At 55.6% G+C, this 22,714-nt stretch carries 11 protein-coding genes; 2 read left to right on the top strand and 9 right to left on the bottom strand.

Annotated elements, in window-relative coordinates:
• Window positions 1–34 precede the first annotated feature (34 nt).
• Window positions 35–2,290, top strand: a complete 2,256-nt coding sequence (locus BLR08_RS16415) for a hypothetical protein (protein WP_256257695.1) — start codon at window positions 35–37, stop codon at window positions 2,288–2,290.
• 63 nt (window positions 2,291–2,353) lie between these two features.
• Here the strand turns inward: BLR08_RS16415 and BLR08_RS16420 are convergent, their stop codons facing one another.
• The 7 genes from BLR08_RS16420 to BLR08_RS16450 form a co-directional block, all read right to left on the bottom strand.
• On the bottom strand, window positions 2,354–3,583 hold the full coding sequence (locus tag BLR08_RS16420) for an MFS transporter (protein WP_072332744.1): 1,230 nt from the start codon (window positions 3,581–3,583) through the stop codon (window positions 2,354–2,356).
• A gap of 254 nt (window positions 3,584–3,837) precedes the next feature.
• Window positions 3,838–4,440 (bottom strand): TetR/AcrR family transcriptional regulator, encoded by a 603-nt coding sequence (locus BLR08_RS16425; RefSeq protein WP_072332741.1) that lies wholly within the window; start codon window positions 4,438–4,440, stop codon window positions 3,838–3,840.
• 261 nt (window positions 4,441–4,701) lie between these two features.
• On the bottom strand, window positions 4,702–6,411 hold the full coding sequence (locus BLR08_RS16430; protein ID WP_072332738.1) for a hypothetical protein: 1,710 nt from the start codon (window positions 6,409–6,411) through the stop codon (window positions 4,702–4,704).
• 84 nt (window positions 6,412–6,495) lie between these two features.
• Window positions 6,496–8,103: an extracellular solute-binding protein gene (locus tag BLR08_RS16435; RefSeq protein WP_072332984.1), complete on the bottom strand. Its 1,608-nt coding sequence runs from the start codon at window positions 8,101–8,103 to the stop codon at window positions 6,496–6,498.
• Window positions 8,104–8,172: 69 nt separating this feature from the next.
• On the bottom strand, window positions 8,173–9,069 hold the full coding sequence (locus BLR08_RS16440; RefSeq protein ID WP_256257694.1) for a carbohydrate ABC transporter permease: 897 nt from the start codon (window positions 9,067–9,069) through the stop codon (window positions 8,173–8,175).
• Window positions 9,070–9,072: 3 nt separating this feature from the next.
• Window positions 9,073–10,026: an ABC transporter permease gene (locus BLR08_RS16445; RefSeq protein ID WP_371117396.1), complete on the bottom strand. Its 954-nt coding sequence runs from the start codon at window positions 10,024–10,026 to the stop codon at window positions 9,073–9,075.
• 437 nt (window positions 10,027–10,463) lie between these two features.
• Window positions 10,464–12,767 (bottom strand): cache domain-containing protein, encoded by a 2,304-nt coding sequence (locus tag BLR08_RS16450; RefSeq protein ID WP_072332735.1) that lies wholly within the window; start codon window positions 12,765–12,767, stop codon window positions 10,464–10,466.
• A gap of 329 nt (window positions 12,768–13,096) precedes the next feature.
• Between BLR08_RS16450 and BLR08_RS16455 the strand changes: the two genes are divergently transcribed.
• Window positions 13,097–18,436, top strand: a complete 5,340-nt coding sequence (locus BLR08_RS16455; RefSeq protein ID WP_072332732.1) for an S-layer homology domain-containing protein — start codon at window positions 13,097–13,099, stop codon at window positions 18,434–18,436.
• A 145-nt stretch (window positions 18,437–18,581) separates the two neighbouring features.
• On the opposite strand, the gene BLR08_RS16460 is transcribed toward BLR08_RS16455, so the two are convergent.
• Both BLR08_RS16460 and BLR08_RS16465 read right to left on the bottom strand, forming a co-directional pair.
• Entirely contained in the window at window positions 18,582–19,556 is a 975-nt protein-coding gene (locus BLR08_RS16460; RefSeq protein WP_072332729.1) for a diaminopimelate dehydrogenase, read from the bottom strand.
• A gap of 165 nt (window positions 19,557–19,721) precedes the next feature.
• Window positions 19,722–22,697 carry a hybrid sensor histidine kinase/response regulator gene (locus tag BLR08_RS16465; protein ID WP_176835542.1) on the bottom strand — a complete coding sequence of 992 codons (2,976 nt, stop codon included), beginning with the start codon at window positions 22,695–22,697 and terminating at the stop codon, window positions 19,722–19,724.
• Window positions 22,698–22,714 lie beyond the last annotated feature (17 nt).

Raw genomic sequence — 22,714 nt, forward strand, 5'->3', positions numbered from 1 at the left:
TTCCGCCCTGGTCCTGCTCATAGGAGGGGCTGCCATGGTTCTGGTATCCGGAATATTTGCGCCACGCGACCGGGCGGAGACGGTGACCGTGGACGGCTTGACGATTCCGGCGAACGTCGGAAGCCAATATTTACAGCTGTACCGCAAGGGCGAGCCGCAAGATCTGCTGCTTAAGGGCGTTAATATGGGCATCGCCAAACCAGGACACTTTCCGGGAGAAGCGGCGATTACGAAAGCGGAGTATGCGCGCTGGTTTCAGCATATCGGCGACATGCACGCGAACGTGGTGCGTATCTATACGCTGCATCCGCCCGCTTTCTACGAGGCGTTGCAGGAATACAACAAGAAGGCGGCACATCCCATCTATGTGCTGCATGGCGTTTGGATGAACGAGGATAAGCTTCTCGAGTCGAAGGATGTGTTTGCCGAAGAAAATTCAAAAGAATTCGCCGAAGAAACGCGGCGCATCATCGACGTGATTCATGGGAACGCCAATATTCCTGCGAGGCCCGGTCATGCTTCCGGCTTATACAAGGCGGACATTGCCCCGTATGTGCTCGGTTGGATCATCGGGGTCGAATGGGACCCGAACATCGTCATCTCCACAAACGCGAAGCACGTCAATGCGCCGGACTTCGAAGGCAGCTACTTCCGGACGAAAAATGCGTCCCCCTTCGAAACTTGGCTGGCAAAAGCGATGGACGATACCGTTAAGTATGAAACGGAAACCTACAAGTGGCAGCGGCCCATCAGCTTTACGAATTGGGTGACGACCGATCTGCTGCGGCATCCGGCCGAGCCGCTCGCCAACGAGGATGCCGTATCTGTCGATCCGAACGTGATCTGGCCGACTCCGTCGCTCAAAGCGGGGTACTTTGCTTCCTACCACGTCTATCCGTACTATCCCGACTTCCTGAACTACGATACGACTTACACAACAGCTATCGATCATCGGGGACAAAAGAACAATTATGCCGGTTATCTGAGGGATCTAAAGCAGGCGCACCGGATGCCGGTCGTCGTGGCGGAGTTTGGCGTCCCTGCATCGCGCGGACTGACGCACCGCAACGTCAACGGCTGGAACCAGGGATTTTTATCCGAGGAGGAGCAAGGAGACATCGACAGCCGATTGTTCGAAGACATCTTCCAGGAAGGAATGGCCGGCGGGCTTGTGTTCTCCTGGCAGGACGAGTGGTTCAAGCGAACCTGGAACAACATGGACTACGACAATCCCGACCGGCGTCCGTTCTGGTCGAACGTCCAGACGAGTGAGCAGATGTTCGGCCTGATGAGCTTTGACCCGGGAGCCTCGAAGCTTATCGTGAAGGTCGACGGGAAAACGGCGGACTGGGAAACGGCCGGTATTAAGCCGCTCGCTGCCGCCTCAAGCGCAAACGGTATAAAAGCCCTTAACGAGTATCAAGACGGTTACGACGCTCAGAGACGAATCGACCGTTTGTATATGACAAGCGATGAGCGGTATGTCTACTTCCGCCTCGATCTCGGCAAGAGCGACAAGGAGCTCGACTGGACAAAAACAAACGCGACGATTCTGCTTGATACCGTGCCTGATCAAGGACAAATGTCGCTTCCGGGCGGCGAACTGACAAGCGATGCAGGTTTCGATTTTGCCATCGACTTGAAGGGACCGGACGCCTCCCGGATATGGGTCGACAGCTATTATGACCTGCACGAGCTGCAGTACGGCCGCATGCTGAACATGATTCCACAGGCTCCTTATGCGGACAAGAAAAACAACGGAATATTCCATAAGCAGCTGCTGACGCTGAACAAGCAGTTGACCGTACCGAGCCGGCAGGGAGCCGACGCGATCATTCCGTTCGAATCCTACGAAACGGGCGCGCTTCGATTCGGCGATGCCGATCCGGACAGCCCGCAATATGATTCCCTTGCGGATGTGGCGGTTAACGCCAGGAATGCGGTGGTCGAGCTGCGCATTCCCTGGCAGCTGCTCCATATGAAAGATCCCAGCATGCATGAAGCGGCGGGAGACATCAGGCTGAACGGCCTCGGGGCAAGCGCGCAGACGCCAGGCTTCCGCGTTGCCGTGCTCACCTATAAGCCGGATCTTGACAACCCTGCCCAGCAACCTGGAGGAGCTGCTGTGGCCGATTCGCTGCCGTCCGCAAGCGGCGGCGTGCTTCAAGCCGCTGACATGCCGCTCTACGAGTGGCGGGGCTGGGAATTCCCGCAGACCCACGAACGGCTGAAGAAATCGTACTACAAGCTGAAAGAGACATTTTCGGCCGTGAGTCTGCCGACGAAATAAGCGTTGCGGGCGGACCGGCAAGCCGTGAATGGCGGCCAACCTTAAAGGTCTTTAAGGTTGCGGTTAGAGGCTTTGGACGGCGTCCTCCCGTCCGGCCCCAGGCCGCCTTCTCGGATCGATTTTAAGTCCGAGGCACAACCAAGCCGCAGCAAAAACGATGGCGGACGCTATGCCGAACGTGACGATGAGCGTCGTCGATTTCAGCACGAAGCCGGACAACGCCGAGCCTGTTAGGATACCGCCGATCATCAGGGGGGCAATCGCACCGTTTGCGCGCCCGACATAAGTCTCATCGACCAGTTTGATCAGCAGCATGCTAAGCACGATCTGCATGAACGCCATCATGACACCGACGAGAAAACGCATCGCAGCGGTCAAGGCGACCCAGACGGAAAGCGCCTCGACAAGCATTGATACCGCTAAGAAGACAATGCCCGCGAACAGTATCAGTTTCGTGTTAAGCCGCTCGGCCGTCGCTGAAGCGGTCAGCCCGCCGATTAGCATGCCTGTGCCGGACATCGCGTAAAACCATTGCAGGGCTTCCTTGTCAAGCTGCAGCCGCTCGGTCACTATGAAGACGTCCAGCGGCTGAATGAGGCCGACGCCGAGTCCGATCAGTGAAAACGCTCCGGCGATTAGCAGCAGGTTGCGGCTTGCGCACACATACCTGAAGCCTTCCTTCATCTCTTGCCAAATCCGGCTGTTTGCGGCACGCTCCGGTTTTGACATTTCGGGCAGCAGCATTTGAACAAGCGCCGATGCGCCGAAGAGCGCGAACAGGCAGAGCAGCGAATACGTGATGCCGAGCCACGAATAGACGAGCGTTCCGATCATCGGCCCGACGATCATGAACAGGGACATCATGCTTTGGTTAAGTCCTATGGCGGCAGGTACCTGTGATTCAGGGACGTATTTTTTGAAAATGATGACGGAAGCCGGCTGGGAGACTTGGCTGACGACGGCGGACACAAGCGTTGCCGCAAAGACGGCTTTCCAGTAGCCTCCTGCGATCAACAGCATGATGACGGCAATCGAAGCGGCGCTCAGCATATCGCTGGCCATGAGCACCTTTTTAGGATTCCAGCGGTCCGCGAGCGTTCCGCCCAGGAAGGCGAACAGAAAAATCGGCGCCTGCTCGATAACCGTCAGCATGGACACGGCGACAGGATCGCTGTTTGTTTGCTCCATGACGTAAAATAACAGCGCAATATTCCGAATCCATATCGCGATCTGCTGCAGCAGATCGGCTGCGATGACGACGCGGAACACTCGGTTTTGAAATAATTCTTTCATAAAAGCAGCCTCCTGTTGGACAAAGTTTAGCGGCACCCCAATAAAAGACTGAACGTCCGGTCAGTTTATACAGCTGAAAATCACCAGCTAAACGAGTCGCAGACGAAAAGAGGCAGCGATCGGCAGCAAGTGAAGGATAGCATGACGGCATTGACTGGCGTCGGGAGCCAGCGACGGATGCAGTGAAGCATGGATGAGTGGCGACGTCAAGGAGTCCGTTGGTGTTAAGTGCCCGTTCAGCGCTTATCGTTCTGTTAAGCGAGCGGCTTTGGCGGGCGTACGCCGTCCAGGAATACGTCAATGGCCTTTTTGTACAGCGGCCCTAGCTTCTCGTAGGGGAGGTCGTAGAAGGAGACGCTGAGCCCACTCATCAAAGCGAACAAGATGTACATCAAATCCTCGGTGTTGTCTCGTTGAAATTCTCCGTTTTGCATCCCTTCCTCAAGAAGCTTAATAAAAGCGGGATAGTGCGACTTCGTCAACATCAGCAGCTGCTCCATGATCACCGGATCGGCGGAACGGCTGCCGGCAAACTCTTCCGCCGCTTTAAGCAGCGGATTTTGAAAATCCTCGACGTAATGCTGTGCAAGCCGATACAGTTTATCGGTCGATGTCGGCAGCGAAAGCTCGAGCTCCTTCCATGTATCCAGCCACTCTTGCATGTTGGCTTCAATCAAGTAGAGAAACAGCGTTTCCTTGCTTTTAAAATGATAGTAGATGCTTCCTTTGCTCATGCCCGTCGCCGTACGGATATCTTCCATGGACGTGGCTGCGTATCCTTTCTGGCAAAACAGCTCCTTCGCCTTGGTCGCAATCAGGCGTTTGGATTGCTCAGCTTCTTCTTTGCGGCGTGCCATGGTTGTACCTCCTTGATGAAAACTGAACGTACGGTCAGTTAAATTATAAACGACGCCATACAAAAATACAACGGCCGATCGGACGGTCCCCTTCAAGGAGAGCAGGGACGCGGCGTCGGGAGTATGCGCGTAAAGGAGGCGAAACTAAAGGGCATGGGTCCGGTACAATACCGGATCCACACCCTACAGGCAGCCTGACTATATAGCGTCTGACATTTGGGACGGTTCCTACGGGCTTGAATCACATACAACTCGGCCCGGTTAATTCCTCGCACTCTCCGGCTTCAAAGCTACAGCAAGCTCACGCGCAGCCCCTTCGCCGCTTGAATCTGCATAACGGGCTCTTACCAGCCCCTCCTCCTTCACGACCTGAATCTCCGTGTCCGCCGCCTGGCCGATGACGCAAGAGAACAGGAAGGCCGCTTCCTCCAGCGCGTTGAAATCTATCGTAGTCCTGCTGCCCGTATGGATAACCAGGTCCAGTCCGTATCGCTCCCCTTCCCTGCTTATTTCCCAGCTCCAGCCAGAGGCAGGTCCGGCCCCGAATGCAGCGAATAACCGCTCGAACCGGATATGCATGCCGTCTACGGATACTTCCGCCGCCGCTCCCTCCGAGGTGACCTGAACCCGCTCCAGACAGCCGCCCAGCTCTATCCGAAGACGGAAATCGTCAGCCGTGATCGAGCCGTCGATCCGGTCCAGGTTCGGATGCGTGTCGCCTCCGTTCGTCAGAAAGCGTACACCCAGCAGCGCCCGGTTCCGGTCCAGAACCGTATGGAGCACCGCCGAGCAATAATCATAGCCGTCGTGCAGACAACGCAGGTGCAGATACGTCGTCTCGCCGCCATTGGCGAAATAGCCGACGAAGCCGCGGACCTGGTTCCACATGATCTCTTCCCGGAATGCGCCGATGGCATATTCCGGTGTCATGTACGTGTCCGCCGTCTTCTCGAAGCCCGTTTCCTTATGGCGGAAATACACCTGCTCCAGCTGTCTTTTCTCCGCCCGGGTGAACAGTTCCAGCAGCGGCTCCGGACAGCTGATTCCGCTTTCGTACCATTCGGGCTCGAACTCCAGCTCGGCTTCAGGAAGCAAGTGCAGCTTGCCGTCCGAGGCTGTCTGCAAAAACGACTTGATCTTCGCAGTCAGCAGAGTGCTGTAGCTGCGGCTGTGGGGGCCCGACCACTGGCCCGTCGCCGCGTGGAAGTGCTCGGCCGCCATGCGCCACACGACATCCAGCAGCGACGAAGCCAGATTTCTCGCTTCGGAACTAACCGAATACGTACGAATCTTGGAAAGCTCTATGATAGCAATCGTCGAATAGGCCGGGCTGTTGTATTCCTGAAAAGCCCCCAATTCATCGGTAAACAGCTTCAGCTTCTTCAGCCTCTGCAAGCCGTATTCGGCGAAATCGTTCCGTCCAAGCAGCTCTCCGGCGATGAGCGTCACAAAAGCGCCCATAATGGCGATATTCGTGTAATGCGGGCCAACATCCCGCTTTAGGATGGCCTCGCAGGCATCTCCAATGGATTCGCAGACCTGCTCCTTCAGCCCGGTCGGCAGCTTGTGCCCGTGGCGGATAACCGTCAGCACCAGCTCCTTGCCGCAGAAATCCGCCCAGTTCCAATCCGGTGGGGCCATCCGAGCAAGCGGTTCCTCATAGAACCACGGCCAGATTCCATACGTGGGATTGTTCCGGTCCCTGTCCTGCAAGGTCAGCACACGCTCGATAATAGCCGCGGCGCGCTGCTCGTATTCCGGCAGCTCCGTGTCCAGCAAGCCAAGAGCATATTGCAGGGACGTATGTGTGCGGTGCACGGCGGGATGACTCTCTGCCGTCAGCGTCGTATGATACCCCGGGCTGTGGAAGGGCGTCCGCAGCATGCTTACCTCCGGGTTGTAGAACAGATCGAGCGCCATCATCTTTTCCGTCAGCAGTTCTCTGGAATTCGCAGATTTCGCACGGCTCATGCCGCCTTACCTCCTCATGGACGCAGCGCGAGGGCTCCCGGGCGAGGGCTGTCCGGCCCTTCCGGGCACCCTTGCGCGGCGGCGCTATTTAACGGTCATCGTTTCCTTGTTCTTCTCATACCACTCTTGGGCCAGCTTCTCGACATTTTCGCCGCCAAGACGTTTCCATTCCTTGCGTACTTCCTCCATGGCCGCTTCAGGCGTGTTGGCGCTGCCGCCGGTTACTGCTTTCACTTCAATCTGCGTGGCGATCGGCTGGAACGTGGCGATCAGCTGGCTCACTTCCGGCAGATCGGGACTATAGGCGATATCCCGGCGATATTTGTTTTTCAGCGCTACGTTCAGCGATTCGGTTTTGAGCTTGGCGTATTCCTGGGAAATGGCATCCGATGCAGCCATCGTAGGGAACCACTCCGGCTTCACGCCAAAGTCGCTCACAACTGCAAACTCGCGTGCGTAAAATACCTCTTTGCGATATTTGTCCGCATCTATATACTGCGGAATCTCGCCATTCACCAGCTTGTAATGGACATTCTCCTCGCCGTATTTCATCTTCATATCGCCTGTCTCCATCATCCAGTCCAGGAATTTGACGGCGGCTTCAATCTTGTCCTCCTTCATCTGACTGTTGAAGGTAACCAGAATATTGGCAGGCAGCTCCTGATATAAGCCATTGCGGCCGTATTGGGAGGCAACCGGCTCGAGCGGATTCAGTTTGGCATCCGGCACATTTTTCTTCAGATCCTTATACTCGTTCTCAATATTCCAGGCAGCCAGGTAGATACCGGCTTTACCGGTTGTCAACAGCTGGCGGGAACGCTGGAAATTCGTATCCGTGATGTACTCCTTGTCGATCAGTCCTTGATCGAACAGCGATTTTTGGAACGCAATGGAATCCTTGAAGCGATCCAGCGTTCTGCCGTATTTGAGTTTGCCGTCTTCTAGGAACCATTGATTTTCATGGACGGAGAATAAGGCCCTCAGTATCCCTATCCCGTTTCCGTTGAACACGATCGGCACCGTGTCGGCCTTGCCGTTGCCATCCGGATCCGAGTCTTTGAACTTCTTGGCCACTTCAATAAGCTCCTCGATTGTCGTCGGCGCTTTGAGGCCCAGCTTATCCAGCCAGTCCTGGCGGATCCACATGGCGTGGTTGGCGATCCCGTCCAGGCTTCGGCTGCTGGTAACCGCGTACAGCTTGCCGTCGATCGTCGTCGCCGCCTTCAGCTCCGGATGCTCCGCCATATATTTTTTCAGCGTCGTGCTGTACTTCTCAATGTAGCTGTCAATCGGCTGGATGGCGCCTTGATTCGCCAATTGGGCGATATAGTTGCGGTCATACTCCCAGATCAGATCCGGCGCGCTTCCGGACGCCACCAGCGTGCTTATCTTTTGCTGCGCTTGGTTGCGCGGAATGGGTACCCACTTTACAGTAGCCGGCGAGTTTTCATTGACCCATTTGGTCCAGCGGTTATTCTCGTAGCTGCCTTCCTCAGCCGGCACTTCCCCCCGGTCAAAAACCGAGATGCTGATTTCCTTCTTCGGACCTGCCGCAGCCGTTCCCGGCGAAGTAGCGCCTCCTTGCGGCGAAGCCGCGCCGTTTCCCTCCGGGGCCGCAGCCGGGCTGCAGGCGGCCAATACGGTTAAGGACATAGCGGCCGCGAGCACAGGCTTCCAGGCTTGTTTGGACATGTTCAATCGATTCATCCCCTTAAATATTATAATCTGGTATATATATCAAGGGCGGTTTGCCCCATGATATCAGCCTTTGACCGAGCCAATCAAGACTCCTTTAACAAAATGCTTCTGCAGGAACGGGTAGATGACCAGAATCGGCGTTACGGCAATGACGATCGCCGCCGCCTTGATGCCTTCCGGCGTCAGCATAATTTCCGCTACGCCTTCGCTCCCTGCTCCGCTGCTCAGCAGGCTTTGGTCAACCTGCTGGATCATCTGATACAGCTTGAGCGTCAAGGTTTGCAGCTTCGTCTGGGTGATGTAGAGCAGGACATTGAAATAAGAGTTCCACCAGCCGACGGCATAGAACAGAGATAAAGCGGCGAGAATGGGCTTGCAGAGCGGCATAATAATCTGGAGCAATATTCGCCAGTCCCCCGCGCCGTCGATGGCCGCAGACTCCTCGATCTCCTCGGGCAAGCCTTCCATGAACGTCTTCATGACAAACATGTTATAAGTGCTGATCAGCGACGGCAGCCATAAAGCCCAATATGTGTCCATAAGCCCGAGCGATTTGACCAGAATAAAGTTTGGGATGACCCCGGAAATGAACAGCATGGTAAATGTAATAAACATCAGGATGGCGCTGCGTCCCATCAGTCTGCGCCGTGACAGCGGGTATGCCGCCAGAATCGTTACGACCATATTCAGCGCCGTGCCGACAATGGTAACGAGCACCGTATTGCGCATCGCTATGAAGAGCTGGCCGTCCTCCAATAAGCGCTTGAACGCTTCCACATTGAACTCGACCGGCCACAAGAATACCTCTCCCGCCGTAATCGCCCGGCTGCTGCTGAAGGCGGAGACGACCTCATACCAGAACGGATACAGCGCGATCAGCGAGGTTAACGCCAGGAACGCGTAGTTGCCTGCCGTCCCGATGCGGGCCATCGCAGAGCTGTTTGCGTGATTAGCTTTCACCGGTTACCACAACCCCCTCTCGCCAAAGGCCCGGGTCAGCCGATTCACGCCAAGGACCAATATCAGCCCTACGGCCGATTGGAACAGTCCCAGTGCCGTGGTGTAGCTGTAGCTCATATTTTGCAGACCTACCCGGTATACGTAAGTGCTGATGACATCAGCCACATCCAGCACGGACATATTCTGCAGCACAAGCGTCTGCTCCAGTCCGACGTCCATCATCTGCCCCATGCGGAGCACGAGCAGGATAGCGATCGTGGCCCGAATGCCCGGCAGCGTAATATGCCAGATTTGCCGCAGCTTGGAAGCCCCGTCGATCTTCGCCGCCTCGTACAGCTGCGGATCGATGGAAGCCATCGCCGCCAGATAAAGAATCGTGCCCCATCCGGCTTCCCGCCAGATCCCCGACAGCGTGTATGCGACCGGCCACCATGTCGAGCTGGCCATGAAGTAGACCGGCTCGATGCCGAACACCTTGGTCAGCAGCAGATTGACAACCCCGGTGCTTGGCGACAGCATGGCGATAAAGATACCGCCCAGAACGGCCCATGATATAAAATGCGGCAGGTAAAGCAGGTTCTGCACCGTCCGCTTGTACCATTCGGTCCGCACCTCATTGAGCAGCAGGGCCAGCAGGATCGGTACGGGGAATCCGAAAACCAGGCTATAGACGTTAAGCAAGAGCGTGTTCCGCAGCACCCGCCAGAAATCCAAGCTCTGGAACAAGCTTTCGAAATGCTTGAAGCCCACCCACTTGCTCCCCCATATGCCGTCGGCAAACCGGTAATCCTTGAAGGCGATGATCTCGCCGAACATCGGAGCGTATTTGAATAAGAGATAAAAGCCGATGACCGGCAGCAGCATCAAGTATAAATGTTTGTCTCGCTTCAAGCGCTGCCGGAATGCCGAACGCGACGGCTTCGCATGAAGCGGCTTCACCTCTGCGGGCTTCGCCAAACCAAGCCTATCCTCCATTGTGTTCACCCTTTCGTTATCGTTGATGCAAGTCCCGGTGTCATTGCCGGCGATATGATCGTATCGTCTGGTACGGGAAATGGATATAGACATGTTTTGAGGTCAGCGTCATTTCTTGCAGAGGAGGCTGTCACCATTCTTAGACTGATGCACTTTTGTTAGAGTGACGCCTGACAATGGACAGCGATTCGAGCGGAATGCCGCAGCAGAGCGAGTCAACATGGGTCAGGGAGCAAATAATCAGATCAGTTCGGGGATTGAATACCGGCAACCAGGGCTTATTTGATGAAAGGGAAGAAACCGGGCGTCGTTGCTGGAGGAGGTCAAGAAGAGTTCATAGAGGTCGGACTGCTGTCGGCCGCCGTGCCTCTATGGTTAAAGCTTGGGGAGTTTTATGTTCGCAATGACCCGGAAAGGGCTCAGGCTCTGCCCGCCCTATCCCGGTACTCCGTCGGGGTCATGCCCGTATATTTCTTGAACGTTCGCAGGAAGCTTCTTGTGTTCGTGTAGCCGACTGCCTCCGATATTTCGTTCACCTTCCGCTCCTTGTCGAGCAGCAGCGACTTGGAGGCGTCGATGCGGGTATCGATCAGATGGTCGATGAAATTATGCTCCGTATACTCTTTGAACAGCTTGCTTATATACGTCGGGGTCAGATGGAATTGCTCGGCCAACCGGTCCAGCGACAGATCGCTTTCGTGGTAATGCTCCTGAATATAAGTCAGCATCCTCTCCACCGTCTCATTTTTACCGCGGTGGCTGCGCTTTTCGTCAATCTTAGCCGCCAGCTCTTCCAGCACCGACCAAACCAGCTTCTCGGCTTCCTTCCAATTTTCGCAGCGGCTGATTTTCTCATAAATGCTGTCCAGCGCCCCCACCGATTCATCCGGCTCAACTCCGATGGCTCCCGCCGCCTGCAGCGACTTCATAATCATGTCGAAGGAAAGCTGGCGCAGCAGGTCCGGAGGCAGATTGCTTTCCACCGCCGCCTGGTACAGCTCCCCCAGACTGCGCCGCAGCTTCTCCGGATCGGCGCTCTTCAGCGCCTCCATAATCGGCTCCACCATCCGGTTCAGACGGTAGTAGTCCTGGCTGTCCGGCGACTGGAGGTCTTCTATGGAGATGACGGAATGGTGGCCGAACACCATTTTATAATGAAGCGCCTTGCGGGACTCGTCGTAGGAGACAGGAATGTGCAGCACGTCCTTGCAGCTGCGGCCGACGCCCACCGTCACATTCAGGTGGAACTGCTTCTTCATGACATCGAGAATCATCTCCAGAATAGCCAGCGTCCGAAGGTGATTCTGCTCGGCATCGCCCTCCGCGAAGCTGAAAATAACGGCGGCCCGGCCCCCTCCCAGATCGATGGCGGCTCCGGCGCATTCGCTGTTGATCAGCTCTTCGGCCACATTGCAGAAGGCGAACGTGTACAGCGTTTCATCCCGGGGAGTCATCGCCTCCCCCTCCTTGCTCACTTCGGCTGTGCAGACCAGATACCGCTCCGGAAACAGCCTCACGCCTACGAATTCCAGATGATGGCGCACGGACTGATAGTCCGTTCGGTAGCCGGTCAGCATATCCATCATGATCTTCCACTTCAGCACCGGCTTGGAATCACGCACATGCCTCTCCAGATGCTCCTGGTCCAGCACCATCTGATCGAATACCTGCTCCAGGTCCCGTAAACCAAACGCCTTCATCCCGCTCTTGTTCGGCTGCCCCGATCTATAGGCCCCGGACACCTTCCCGACCAGGCGATCCAGCGGCTTGTACGTCCACCGGTTCACATAGATGACGACGATCAGCGCAAGCGCCAGCATAGCCGCTGCAAAGACGAGCAGCAGATTGCGCGTCACCTGCAGGGGCTTGTAGATTTGCGCCTCCGGCACGATGCTGATCATCGTCCAGCCGGTATAATCCGAGTAGCGGTGAAACACCGTTTGATCGACGCCGTCCAGCCTGACGGTAAAGGCCCCTGCGCCCTTGACGGATAAAGCGTTTTTGATATACGGGAGCTCCTGCATATTCCGGTAAATCTGCGTTTTATCATCGTGCGTAACGACGTTCCCGTCCTTATCGATCACAAACAGATGTCCGACCTTGCCATCCTCATACACGGCTTTCACCATGTTATACAGCACTTCTTCCTTTATATTGACCGCGACCACCCCTTTCCGGTAGCCCGGACTGCTGATGGTCGGATAGGAGCGCACCAGCGTGACGACATCCTGATTGCCGAACCCGTCCCACACCTGATGCGTCGTCAGCCATTTCAAATATTCCGGCATATCGATATACGCTTTCAGCCAATTCTCCTCGCTGGAAGCCGCCTTCATGAACGCTTTATCTGTGAAAATGTCCCCGCTGGCCTCTGAATAGAGGAAAATGGATGAGAAATTCGGGTTGGAATTAATGAATGCCTTCAGCTTCTCATTAAGACCGTAAAAATTCGTATAGCGCTGCGAGTCCTCCGTATAACTGCTATACATGAAGTAGACAAACTCGAGCTGGTCGGTTAATGTCAGCAAATCCTTCTCCGTCTGCCGAAAGGCGGCCTCCATCTTCTGATCCACCTGCTTGAGCAGCGCCAGATTCGTATCCGTCAAATCCCGCTCCAGCCGGCCGACGGTCCCCCTATAGGACAGCCAGAAGGTTAACGTTATGATAACCATAAAAACGATCCCATAGATGAGCATCACTTTGCCCGATATGCTTGACTTCATAGATGACCTCCCGCAACTGCTCTTCCTTGTACCGACACGTCCCCATCGTATACCGATTATGGTGCTTTTGGGCATATACCGTCAAGGTGGCTATTATTGCAATAAGGTGACATCATCTGCTGGTCAAATAAATACACCTGCCCAAGAATGGTCACAGCAAGCTTTGCAAGAAAGGTGAGCACCTTCAAAACTTGTCAATATCGCTGAATCCGCTTGCAAGATACGATCTTATCATCTGTATTCCGAACAATACGGATAGAAAGAAAACCAATAAATCGGAAAAGGTGAGGTGTTTATTGATGAGCTTAAAAAACATTCGGAGGACAGCTATGGCTTTATTAGCCTTCGCGGTAAGTTTGGCGATTTGCCTGCCTGCGCTGGCCGGGCCGGTTAACCGTCTCTCCACCCCTCCGGAAGGGTGGCAGCGAACTACGCCAAAGGCCAACACGTTCACTATCAAAGGCTCAAGCAAGGAATTTATTTTGCTAAATGTGACCGAGGATGTGTATTCCAAATATTTTGTTTTGGCCAAAAACAATTACGGAACCCGGGCGTTCGACCCCGATAATACCACCAAGTTCGATGTCGAGGACCCGAACAATATCGGCTATTGGTTAAATCATGATCTGATCGATCCCGCAGCGGCAGGAACCAACAAGCTGCCGGAAGAGCTTGTGCCCCATATTAATAATGAGCATGTCTGGCAGACGGAAGCCTGCCGCAGCAACAGCATATGCCCGTCCGACTATACAACGACCGCCGGCGTAGCCCTGCTGTCGCAGAGCGAATATGTCGCCTTCGCGCCCAAGCTGGGCGTCGTTGACGCTATGAGCGGCTGGGGCTGGTGGCTGCGAACAGCCCGGGGCCTCGGCACAACTGCGCCTACGAAAATGCTGGGTGTGCGGATCGCCAGCGATACGGGCATTACGCATGAGACGGATGCCTCTTACACCGGCGTACATGTAAGACCGGCTTTTTATTTGAAAGCCGACTTCTTCTCCAGCGTCAAGCTGGAAGTGGCGAGCATGGGGAGCAGCGTCAAACAGGCCATTCTGGCCAATTATACGAAGGAGCAGCTGACAGGCGGCCCCGATCCTTTGTATACCGAGGATGAATGGAGGCAGCTCGAGCTCGATGGAACGGTTGAAGTCCGGCACGACCGGCCGGGTGCGATCTTCGACCCGCAAAGCATCGTATTTAACGTCTATTTTGATTTGAAGCTGGATCAAGCCAAAACCTACTCCATCGACTATGAGGCAACCGGGACAAGCTCGCTTTCAGGCTCCGTGGCGGCTGCCGTCCAGCCCAACCTGCCTCAAGAGGTGCCGATCCAGCTGACGGGGCTGCTGAACGGGCTCTACACCTTGAAGGTGCAGCTGAAGGACGGAGCGAGAACGGTATTCAGCCAGACTCTGCCCTTCTCGGTCATGCCTTATTACCAGGACCAGCCGGGCGACTCCCACACGATGTTCGGGGTATCCACGCATTACGCGCTGGAAGGCAGACAGGGCCCGACGGATACGGACATTCTGAAGAAGGCCGGCGTTAAGGTCATCCGCGACGAGATGCAGTGGCATAAAGTCGAGAAGGCGAAGGGCGTATTCGACTTCACCAGACATGACACGTGGATCAACGAGCTGGCTGCGCAGGACTTCAGGATTATCGGCATCCTGAGCTACAATAACCCGCTTTATAACGGAAAGAGCGGCGTTTCCCAGGGAGAAAAGTACGCTCCGGCCACCCAAGAAGAGATGGACGCCTTCCTGACCTACGTAACCAAAACCGTGGAGCATTATAAAGGAAAGGTAGATACGTTCGAGATCTGGAACGAGCCTAACATCACCGGTTTCTGGAAGCCGACGCCGGATGCTGTGGCTTACTCGGATCTGGTCAAGGCCGCTTCGCTGGCGATTCGCGCTGCCAATCCGGATGCCACGATTATTGCCGGGGCTGTAGCGAACCAGAACGGCTACCAATTCCTTACGCAGATGTTCGAGCAGGGCGTGTATCCGTATATCGACGCCATTTCGTTCCATCCTTATGTCTATCCGTACAACCCGGATATGGAATATCACTCGAAGCTGGGCGCCTACGCGGCCACTCTCAAGCCGTTTGGGGGATGGAAGGATCTGTACGTGACGGAGGTCGGATGGCCGACCTCGCTCGATACAAGAGGGATCAACGAAAGCCTCCAAGCCTCCTATCTGATGAAGCATTTTATGATAAGCGCGGCAGCGGGGCTTAAGCTAAGCTCCATTTACGATTTACGCGACGACGGCACGGACGCCCATTACACGGAGGATAATTTCGGCATTATCCGTCATGATTTTTCTGCCAAGCCTTCGATGATCGCCCTGCGGTATTTGAACGGAACGCTTGGAAGCGCTCAGTTTCTAGGGGAGACGGAACTTGGCGCCGGCTTGAAGGGGTATATGTGGAGGAAGCAAGCGGACCCTGTACTTGTCGTCTGGTCTACGACAGGCGGGCAGATGCTGAGCCTTGGAAACGAGCAGATAACGGCGAGCGATTTATTCGGCAACCCGCTGCCTGTAAACACTCCAGCGCAGGTGTCCGTGGGGGCCGACCCCGTATACATCAAAGGGCTGTCGGCGAACTGGGTCAATCAGAAGCTGTACGAGCAAGCGGCTGACCGGTATGAAGCCTGGCTGACGGCATGGGGAAGCCGCTTGGCACAGTCGGGGGCGATTACATCCGCTATCGCGTCCTTGCGCCAGAAGGCTGAGTTGTTGGCTGCCGCCCCTGCGGCAGCACCCGCTTATACGGAGATGGCGGCATGGATGGACAGCCATTATTTGCAAGGCGAAGCTATCCTGGGCGTGATGCAGGCCAACTCCGGGAATAGAGCCGAATTCATGGAAATGCTGTACCAATATCATCAGATCGGCATCGTTCTGGAGAAGCTGCTGGCTGCAGCCGGCGACATACCGGGCGGAGCGCCTGATCTTGCATCCGGCGCAGCGATTGCGAGCGCCAAAGCGCTTATCGAAGCAAGGCTTGCGGCGGACTCGGGCGACAGCCTGCCTTTCGCGGAAGAGGTGCTGCGCCATGCCAGATACGGGAGCGGACGCGCCGTGGAGCAGGCTGCCCAGGGCCATACGGCCGAGGCGCTGGCCTGGGACAAGACGGCGGGCAAGCTCGCAGGCTGGAGCTCCGCCCTCGCGGCATTCGAGCCCGCGGAAGCGACGCGCCTGCTTTTGACCGCGACCCCCTCTTCCTTGACTATGTTCGAGGGCGGCACCGCTTCCTTGAAGGCCGTCGTTACGAATACCCGAAGCGTTCCCTTCGCAGGAAAGCTTCGTGTAATCAACCGGGCAACGGATGCCGTGCTTGAAGAGCGCGAGCTGCGGATAGAAGCCGGCGCCAGCCACAGCGAGGAATTGATTCTCCGTTCAACGGACAGCGGCTTTGCAGGAGCGTCTGCGGTGACGCTTGCGCTGCTCGAGCAGGATAAGCCGGTTCGTACTCAGCTTGTTCCTATCGTTAACAAAAGCAAGGTGGAGCTATCGCTCTCCTCTGTTGCGGAGACGGTTTCCGACTTGACGTCCATCCGGTTCAAATTAAAAAATGTATTCACCGACGCGCTGAGCGGCGCCTTGGAAATTTCGCCGCCGGCGGGCTGGGAGCTTGAGACAAGTAAGTCCTTCACGCTGGCGCCGGGCGAAGAGAAAGAGCTTTCCCTAGCCGTCAAGCGTACCAGGCAGAAGCCGTTTCATGCTTATGTCTTCGGCGCTAAGGTCAAGGATGATAGCGGACGCACTCTGCTGCACCACAAGCTTCCACTAAGCTTCACCGTCATTAATAGGACGCCTGAGGCCGGGACTGGGGCGATTGACCCTGCAGCATTTACCGGGGACTTGTCCGCTTGGAAGGGCGCTTTCCCGATTTATATCAACCCGTCCGCCGAAACGCGGCCGGATCAGGAAGGGGAAGCAGGCGGCGCTTCGGCAAAGGCGGCCCTGCAATGGGATGATGACTACCTGTACGCTCTCATTCAGGTTTACGATGATGTGCAGTGGAATACGAAAACCGGCGGCAACATTTGGAACGGAGACAGTGTTCAGATCAGCATAGATGCGCTTCATGACAAAACAACGGCTTACAATGCCGATGATTACGAAATCGGCTTTGCTTTAACCGGCAGCGGGGAGCAGGTATACGCCTGGCAGACGGCGGCCGGACAACAAATCGGCGACAGGCCCTCATCCTGGCTGCGTGTCGTTCGCAATGAAGCGGAGAAAACGACGTCTTATGCGATTCGTATCCCTCAAACCGAGCTTAAGCCTCTGCGGATCGCGGAAGGCGGCGAGTTCGGCCTGAATATAGCCGTCAATGATGCGGACACCTTGGACAGGGAGCGGTACTACGAATTTACCGGCGGCACGGCTTCTTCCAAAAATCCAAGCAAATACGCAAACTGGCGTTTCGCCGCGCATACATGGGCCGTGCTGCCGCCTCAACATGGCAGTTCCGACGAGGAGCCATCGTCCGGGTCGGCTTCAAGCGGACCGGTCGCGGGAGGCGGGGCGGTCCCGGATGCGGCAAAGATAACGCCGGACCAGCTCGAACAGGATTCGTCCGGCTTGGCCAAATTAACGCTTGCGCCCGGTATCAGCCAGATCAGGCTGACTACGGAGACGCTTAAGCTGCTGACAGCCAAACCGCTGCAGGTAAACGGGGAGCATGTCCTTCTCCGTATTCCGGCCGAAGTGCTGGCCGATCTGGCAGCAGCGGGCGGCAATCAGGCCGAGATGAGCCTGACCATCGTTCCCGTCCCCGAAAGGGACCTGCCAGAGGCCGTCAAGCTGGCGGGCGAAGAAACCGGCGGCAGCTTGAAGCTGGCCGGGGAGGTGATGTCACTGGAGCTTGCCGCCGTATCGCCGGACGGCAAGACGCATACCTTAAGCCGGTTACCGGCTCCGGTCGAAGCCTCGTTTTTCTACGATGCCACGACGCCGGATACCGATCTGCTAGGCTTATATGATCTAAATGAGTCCGGCGAATGGAATTACGCGGGCGGAGTGCCGGATTCCGCTACGAAGTCGGTCCGGGCTCCGCTCCAGCATTTTCGTACCTATGCCGTTATGAGCTACGACAAAACCTTCGCCGACGTACCGGACAGCCACTGGGCTTTCTCCGTTATTCGTGCCTTGACAGCCAGGCATATCCTACAAGGCACAACGGATACCGCCTTTTCGCCTGAACAGGAAATAACGCGGGGGCAATTTGCCGCCTTGATCACCCGGCTTTACGGGTTGGCGTCTCCCGGCAAGCGACCTCCATTCGAGGATGTTCCGCAGTCGGATTCCTTGGCTGATGCCATTGCCGCCGCTTACGGGGCGGGGATTATTGAAGGCCGGACCGACCGATTGTTCGCCCCAGGCGAGCTTGTCACCCGTGAGGAGATGGCCGTCATGATCATGAGAGCGTACCGGCTTCAAAGAGAGGATGCCCCTTCGGCGGCAAACCTCGCTAATTTCACGGATAGCGGGTCCGTCTCTGCATGGGCCTTGAACGATGCGGCTGCCGCAGTCGATGCCGGCTTGTTAAGCGGGGATGACCAGGCCCGGCTGAATCCGAAGCAGCCGGCGACGCGTGCGGAAAGCGCACAAGTCATATGGAGGCTGATGAAAAACGCCTTGAAGAAGTAACGGCCTAGCCAGGCAAGGGCCTTCCCCTTCTTAGCGGGAAAGGCCCTGCTGCCTTCTGCTTTTTTTCGATTCGGCTGGCTTGCGGGCACTATCCTGCAGGAAGGAGGCGCGCTGACTGCCGACCGCGCCTTCTTCTCTACTCGGATTACAGCAGCTCTTTTCTGAGCTGCTCGTCCGATTTGGGCGACAAGTAGGAGAAAGGAATATCAAATACCGTTTTCGCCCCGGAAAAGCCTTCCTTCGCATATCGGACGATCGCTCGGGCATAAGCCACCAGCACGCTCGCCGTAAATTCGGGATTGCTGGCCAGGTTGAGTCCGAACTCTATGATCTGTTTGCTGTTTTCCCCGGTTTTCCCGCTTCTGAGCACAAGTCCCCCATGGGGCATCGTACCATGCTTTTCCTGCAGCTCCTCGATGCTAATAAAATGAACCGTAGTATCATAGTCAGCGAAATAGTCCGGCATCGTTTTAATTTCGTGCTCGATCCGGGCCAGATCCTCGCCAGGCTCCGCTACGACGAAACATTCTCTCTGATGCTTTTCCCTGGTGGACAGCACCGGGTCTTCTCCGTTTCTTACCCTGCTCACGGCATGCTCGCTTGGAATCGTGTATTGCACGGCGTTCTTTACACCCTGCACGCGGCGAATCGCATCCGAATGTCCCTGACTGACGCCTCTTCCCCAGAAGGTGTACTCCTTGCCTTCCGGCAGCACCGCTTCAGCCAGCAAACGGTTCAAGGAAAAAAGCCCCGGGTCCCAACCCGTCGAAATCACGCTCGCATAACCGCTTCTTTTCGCCGAAGCGTTCACCGACTCGAAATATTCGGGAATTTTGGCATGTCTATCGAAGCTGTCCACGGTGTTGAACATGGAAGCGAGCGACGGACCTTGCTCCGGCAAATCTGTTGCCGAACCTCCGCATAAAATCATGACGTCGATTTTCCCTATGTAATTTTCAACCTCGGAGATATGTATCATCGGGGCTGCCGCCGCAATTCCTTCAGGCTGGCGCCTTGTAAATATTCCTGCGAGCTCCATGTCCTCATTTTGCCGAAGCGCCATTTCCACGCCGCGTCCTAAATTTCCATAACCTACGATCCCGACTTTTATCTTGGACATCGTCATTGCCTCCATTCATCTAGTTACTGAAGCAGAGTAGTATGCCGAGCTTCTACTGCGCCCTGAACATGACATCACTCTACCCTGTTTAATCAAAACATAAAAACGCCGTGTCCTCAAGCAATTTCTGACACGACGTGATACTTTTACTAGATTGGACACGAATTACAGCTTAACGAACACTACGAAAGATACCGTCGTCCCCGCTCCCGGCGCGCTTTTGATATTCAGGCCGGCTCCGTACAAACGATTTAGCCGGAGATCTATATTGCGCAGACCGATACCCTGACCCGGACCGGATTTCAGCAGCGCGGCCGCTTTCTCTTCCTCCATGCCTATCCCGTTGTCACTAACTGCGATTTCGACTCCGTCTTCCTGTTTCGCGATCTTAATCTTGATTGCAGCGTCCTGTTTGACTTTTTTCAAACCGTGACGGATTGCATTCTCCACAAGAGGCTGAATCGAATACGGCGGAATTCGCACCTCCAAACCTTCGTCGATCTCCCATTGCACCTGCAGCCAATCGAATCTTGTCTGCTCGATGAACAAGTAGGAACGCACTAACGTCAGCTCATCTCGCAAGGGAATCAGCTCGCCGACATTCTGGAACTTGAACTTCTCCCGCAAATAATCGGCGAAATGTCCGATCAGCAGCAGCATCTGCTCCGGATCAACCGCATGCAAGGCAGCAATCGAGTTTAAGGTATTGAAGAAAAAATGCGGCTCAATCTGCGCTTGCAGCCACGCCGCCTCCATGCGAATGCGCTCACGGGACGAACTGGTCAGTTGGGTCAAGGCTTGCACTCTGGCGCGCAGCTCTCTGGCCTCGACCGGCTTGGTGACATAATCGTTGGCGCCGGCCAAGAAGCCATTTTCGATATCCTCCGGCCGCGTGCGGGCAGTCAGCACCAGTACGGGCAGCTCGGGCATCGTATACTGCTCGCGAATAAGCCGCGTAAGCTCATACCCTGACATTCTCGGCATCATAAGGTCCGTGATCAGCAGATCCCATTCCTGATCCTGGAGCAGACCCAAGGCCTCTTCGCCATCTGTAACGGCAACCACCTCATAGTCTTCCTCTGAGAGAAGTGCGGTGAGCACGTTCAAATTCAACGCGTCGTCATCGACAGCCAATATACGCGGCTTGTCCTTCACGTAGCGCTTGACCGGCTCCGCCCGAGCCGGCGCGAGCTCCATATACGGTATCAGGCCGGTCGAGTGCGGGTATTCCCGGTTCATTGCTGCAACCGCCCCGGTGTGCTCCTGGGTGGTTTGGGATTGTACGGCAGCGCCCTTCGCTTCACCCCCGGGATCAAGCGCCAACGAAAAGATAAACCGCGAGCCTTGACCGGGAGCGGAGCGCACCTCGATCGATTCTCCATGAAGCTCAACCAGCTGTCGGCAAATGCTAAGCCCGAGACCGAAGCCTCCCTCATAGCCGTTCATCGCGCCAGCTTGCTCATAAGGCTCAAAGACACGGCGCTGCGTCTCCTTATCCATGCCCACGCCGGTATCCGACACAGCGACGAACATCTTGTCTTTCTCGATATGCGCTTCTACGGCGACTTCGCCTTGATGCGTAAATTTCACGGCATTATGCAGCAAATTAAATAAAATCTGAATCAGACGGTTCTCATCGGCAAGAACGTTCGGGAGCCTATCAGGCACCCGATTTTTCAGCACGATCGGCTTGCCGTTCGTCATAAACCGGATCATGTCCATCACTCCGCTGACGACCGGCTGCAGGGCAACCTCCTTTATCTGGAGCCTTAGACTGTTATCCTTCAACCGCACGGTATCGAGCAGATCGTTGAGCATGAACGACATGCGCCGCCCGACGTCCATGATGGTCTCCAACTCGCGCATGCTGGTATCGCTGATGATCTCCTTCTCCCGCTCCAGCACGACCTGGGACATGCCGATCATCCCGTGCAGCGGATTGCGCAGCTCATGGGACGTATTGGCCAGAAATTCATCCTTCCTCCGGTTGATCTCTTCCAGCCTCGCCGTAAGCTCCTTCTGCTCGGTGTACATGACGTAGTAGCGCCTGATCCAGATCGAGGACGACAGAACCATGGCCAGCATCAGGTCAAACGGGTAAAAGATGACTTTAATTCCCGTGAGGATAAATATAAACCACCAAAGCAAATGATTCGTAAACGCCAGGAAAGCCAAAAGCTGCAGCAAACTGCTGATCATGCCCCGCATCGCCGTGCGCAGCACCGACACGACCAGCAAAATGATGATTGGCGCAGCACAGAGGAAAATAACGTACTGCAAGGTTTCACTGCTCCGGGTAGGCAGCGCGATACCCGCCAGGATGCCGACGACAGCCAATCCTTTATACGCACGCACCACAGGGGTTCGCCAGGCCGCAGTCAATTGATCGCTAGTCATATGCATCAGCGAATACATCAGAACGGTAAACGACAAACATAAAATTTTGTAGCCCCAAGCATAGGGAATGGTCAGCCACTGATGCATTAATTTATCTTCGCTGCTGTTCAGCATGACGATGGTTAAGCACAACAAAGCGAGGGCGAAGTAAAGCCAAAATTTCTTTCGCTCAATGGCATAAATAATGAGCAGGTAGGCGATCTGAATAAGCAGCGCAGCGGTGGTTAAATACTGCATCCCCATGGAAAGCTGCCTTTCCCGGTATATCGCTTCATCGGTTCCGAACTTAAGCGACCGTACCAGTCCTCCGCCCCGCGGGTCGGAATAGTTGGCCGCCTGGATGACCAGCTCGATGATGCGCTGTTCGTTCGCCATGAAAGTCGCGACATACGGTAAATTTTCCGCACGATATGCTTGAGCCGTGCTCGCCGGGCGGCCGGAAGAAGCCATTCGCTTGCCGTTGATGTACAGCTCCGAAGAACTGCGTACACTAGGCACATAGATGCTGTACACTTCATTTTCAGCATCGACCTGTATCGTCAGGCGGTAAGTTCCAAACCCATACGGAGTCTGGCTGCCGGGCTGCACCCATTTATTCCAGTTCGAGGGAATATTAACTTTGGCTGCGGGTTCAGATAACGGCCGGCGTTCCTGTTCTTGCGGCATCAGGAACACGCCGGGATAAAACTCCCACTCCCCATCGAGAGTAATCGTCGCATTGGACTCGGCTTTCCAGCCATGCAAATCAAGCCTTCCATTCG

The sequence above is a fragment of the Paenibacillus sp. cl123 genome, from assembly GCF_900101595.1.
Lineage (GTDB): Bacteria > Bacillota > Bacilli > Paenibacillales > NBRC-103111 > Paenibacillus_G.

What these genes read in the sequence shown, in the direction of transcription:
- BLR08_RS16415 (WP_256257695.1), top strand. Translation starts at nt 35, where the DNA reads ATGGTTCTGGTATCCGGAATATTTGCGCCACGCGACCGGGCGGAGACG.
- BLR08_RS16420 (WP_072332744.1), bottom strand. Translation starts at nt 3,583, where the DNA reads ATGAAAGAATTATTTCAAAACCGAGTGTTCCGCGTCGTCATCGCAGCC.
- BLR08_RS16425 (WP_072332741.1), bottom strand. Translation starts at nt 4,440, where the DNA reads ATGGCACGCCGCAAAGAAGAAGCTGAGCAATCCAAACGCCTGATTGCG.
- BLR08_RS16430 (WP_072332738.1), bottom strand. Translation starts at nt 6,411, where the DNA reads ATGAGCCGTGCGAAATCTGCGAATTCCAGAGAACTGCTGACGGAAAAG.
- BLR08_RS16435 (WP_072332984.1), bottom strand. Translation starts at nt 8,103, where the DNA reads ATGTCCAAACAAGCCTGGAAGCCTGTGCTCGCGGCCGCTATGTCCTTA.
- BLR08_RS16450 (WP_072332735.1), bottom strand. Translation starts at nt 12,767, where the DNA reads ATGAAGTCAAGCATATCGGGCAAAGTGATGCTCATCTATGGGATCGTT.
- BLR08_RS16455 (WP_072332732.1), top strand. Translation starts at nt 13,097, where the DNA reads ATGGCTTTATTAGCCTTCGCGGTAAGTTTGGCGATTTGCCTGCCTGCG.
- BLR08_RS16460 (WP_072332729.1), bottom strand. Translation starts at nt 19,556, where the DNA reads ATGTCCAAGATAAAAGTCGGGATCGTAGGTTATGGAAATTTAGGACGC.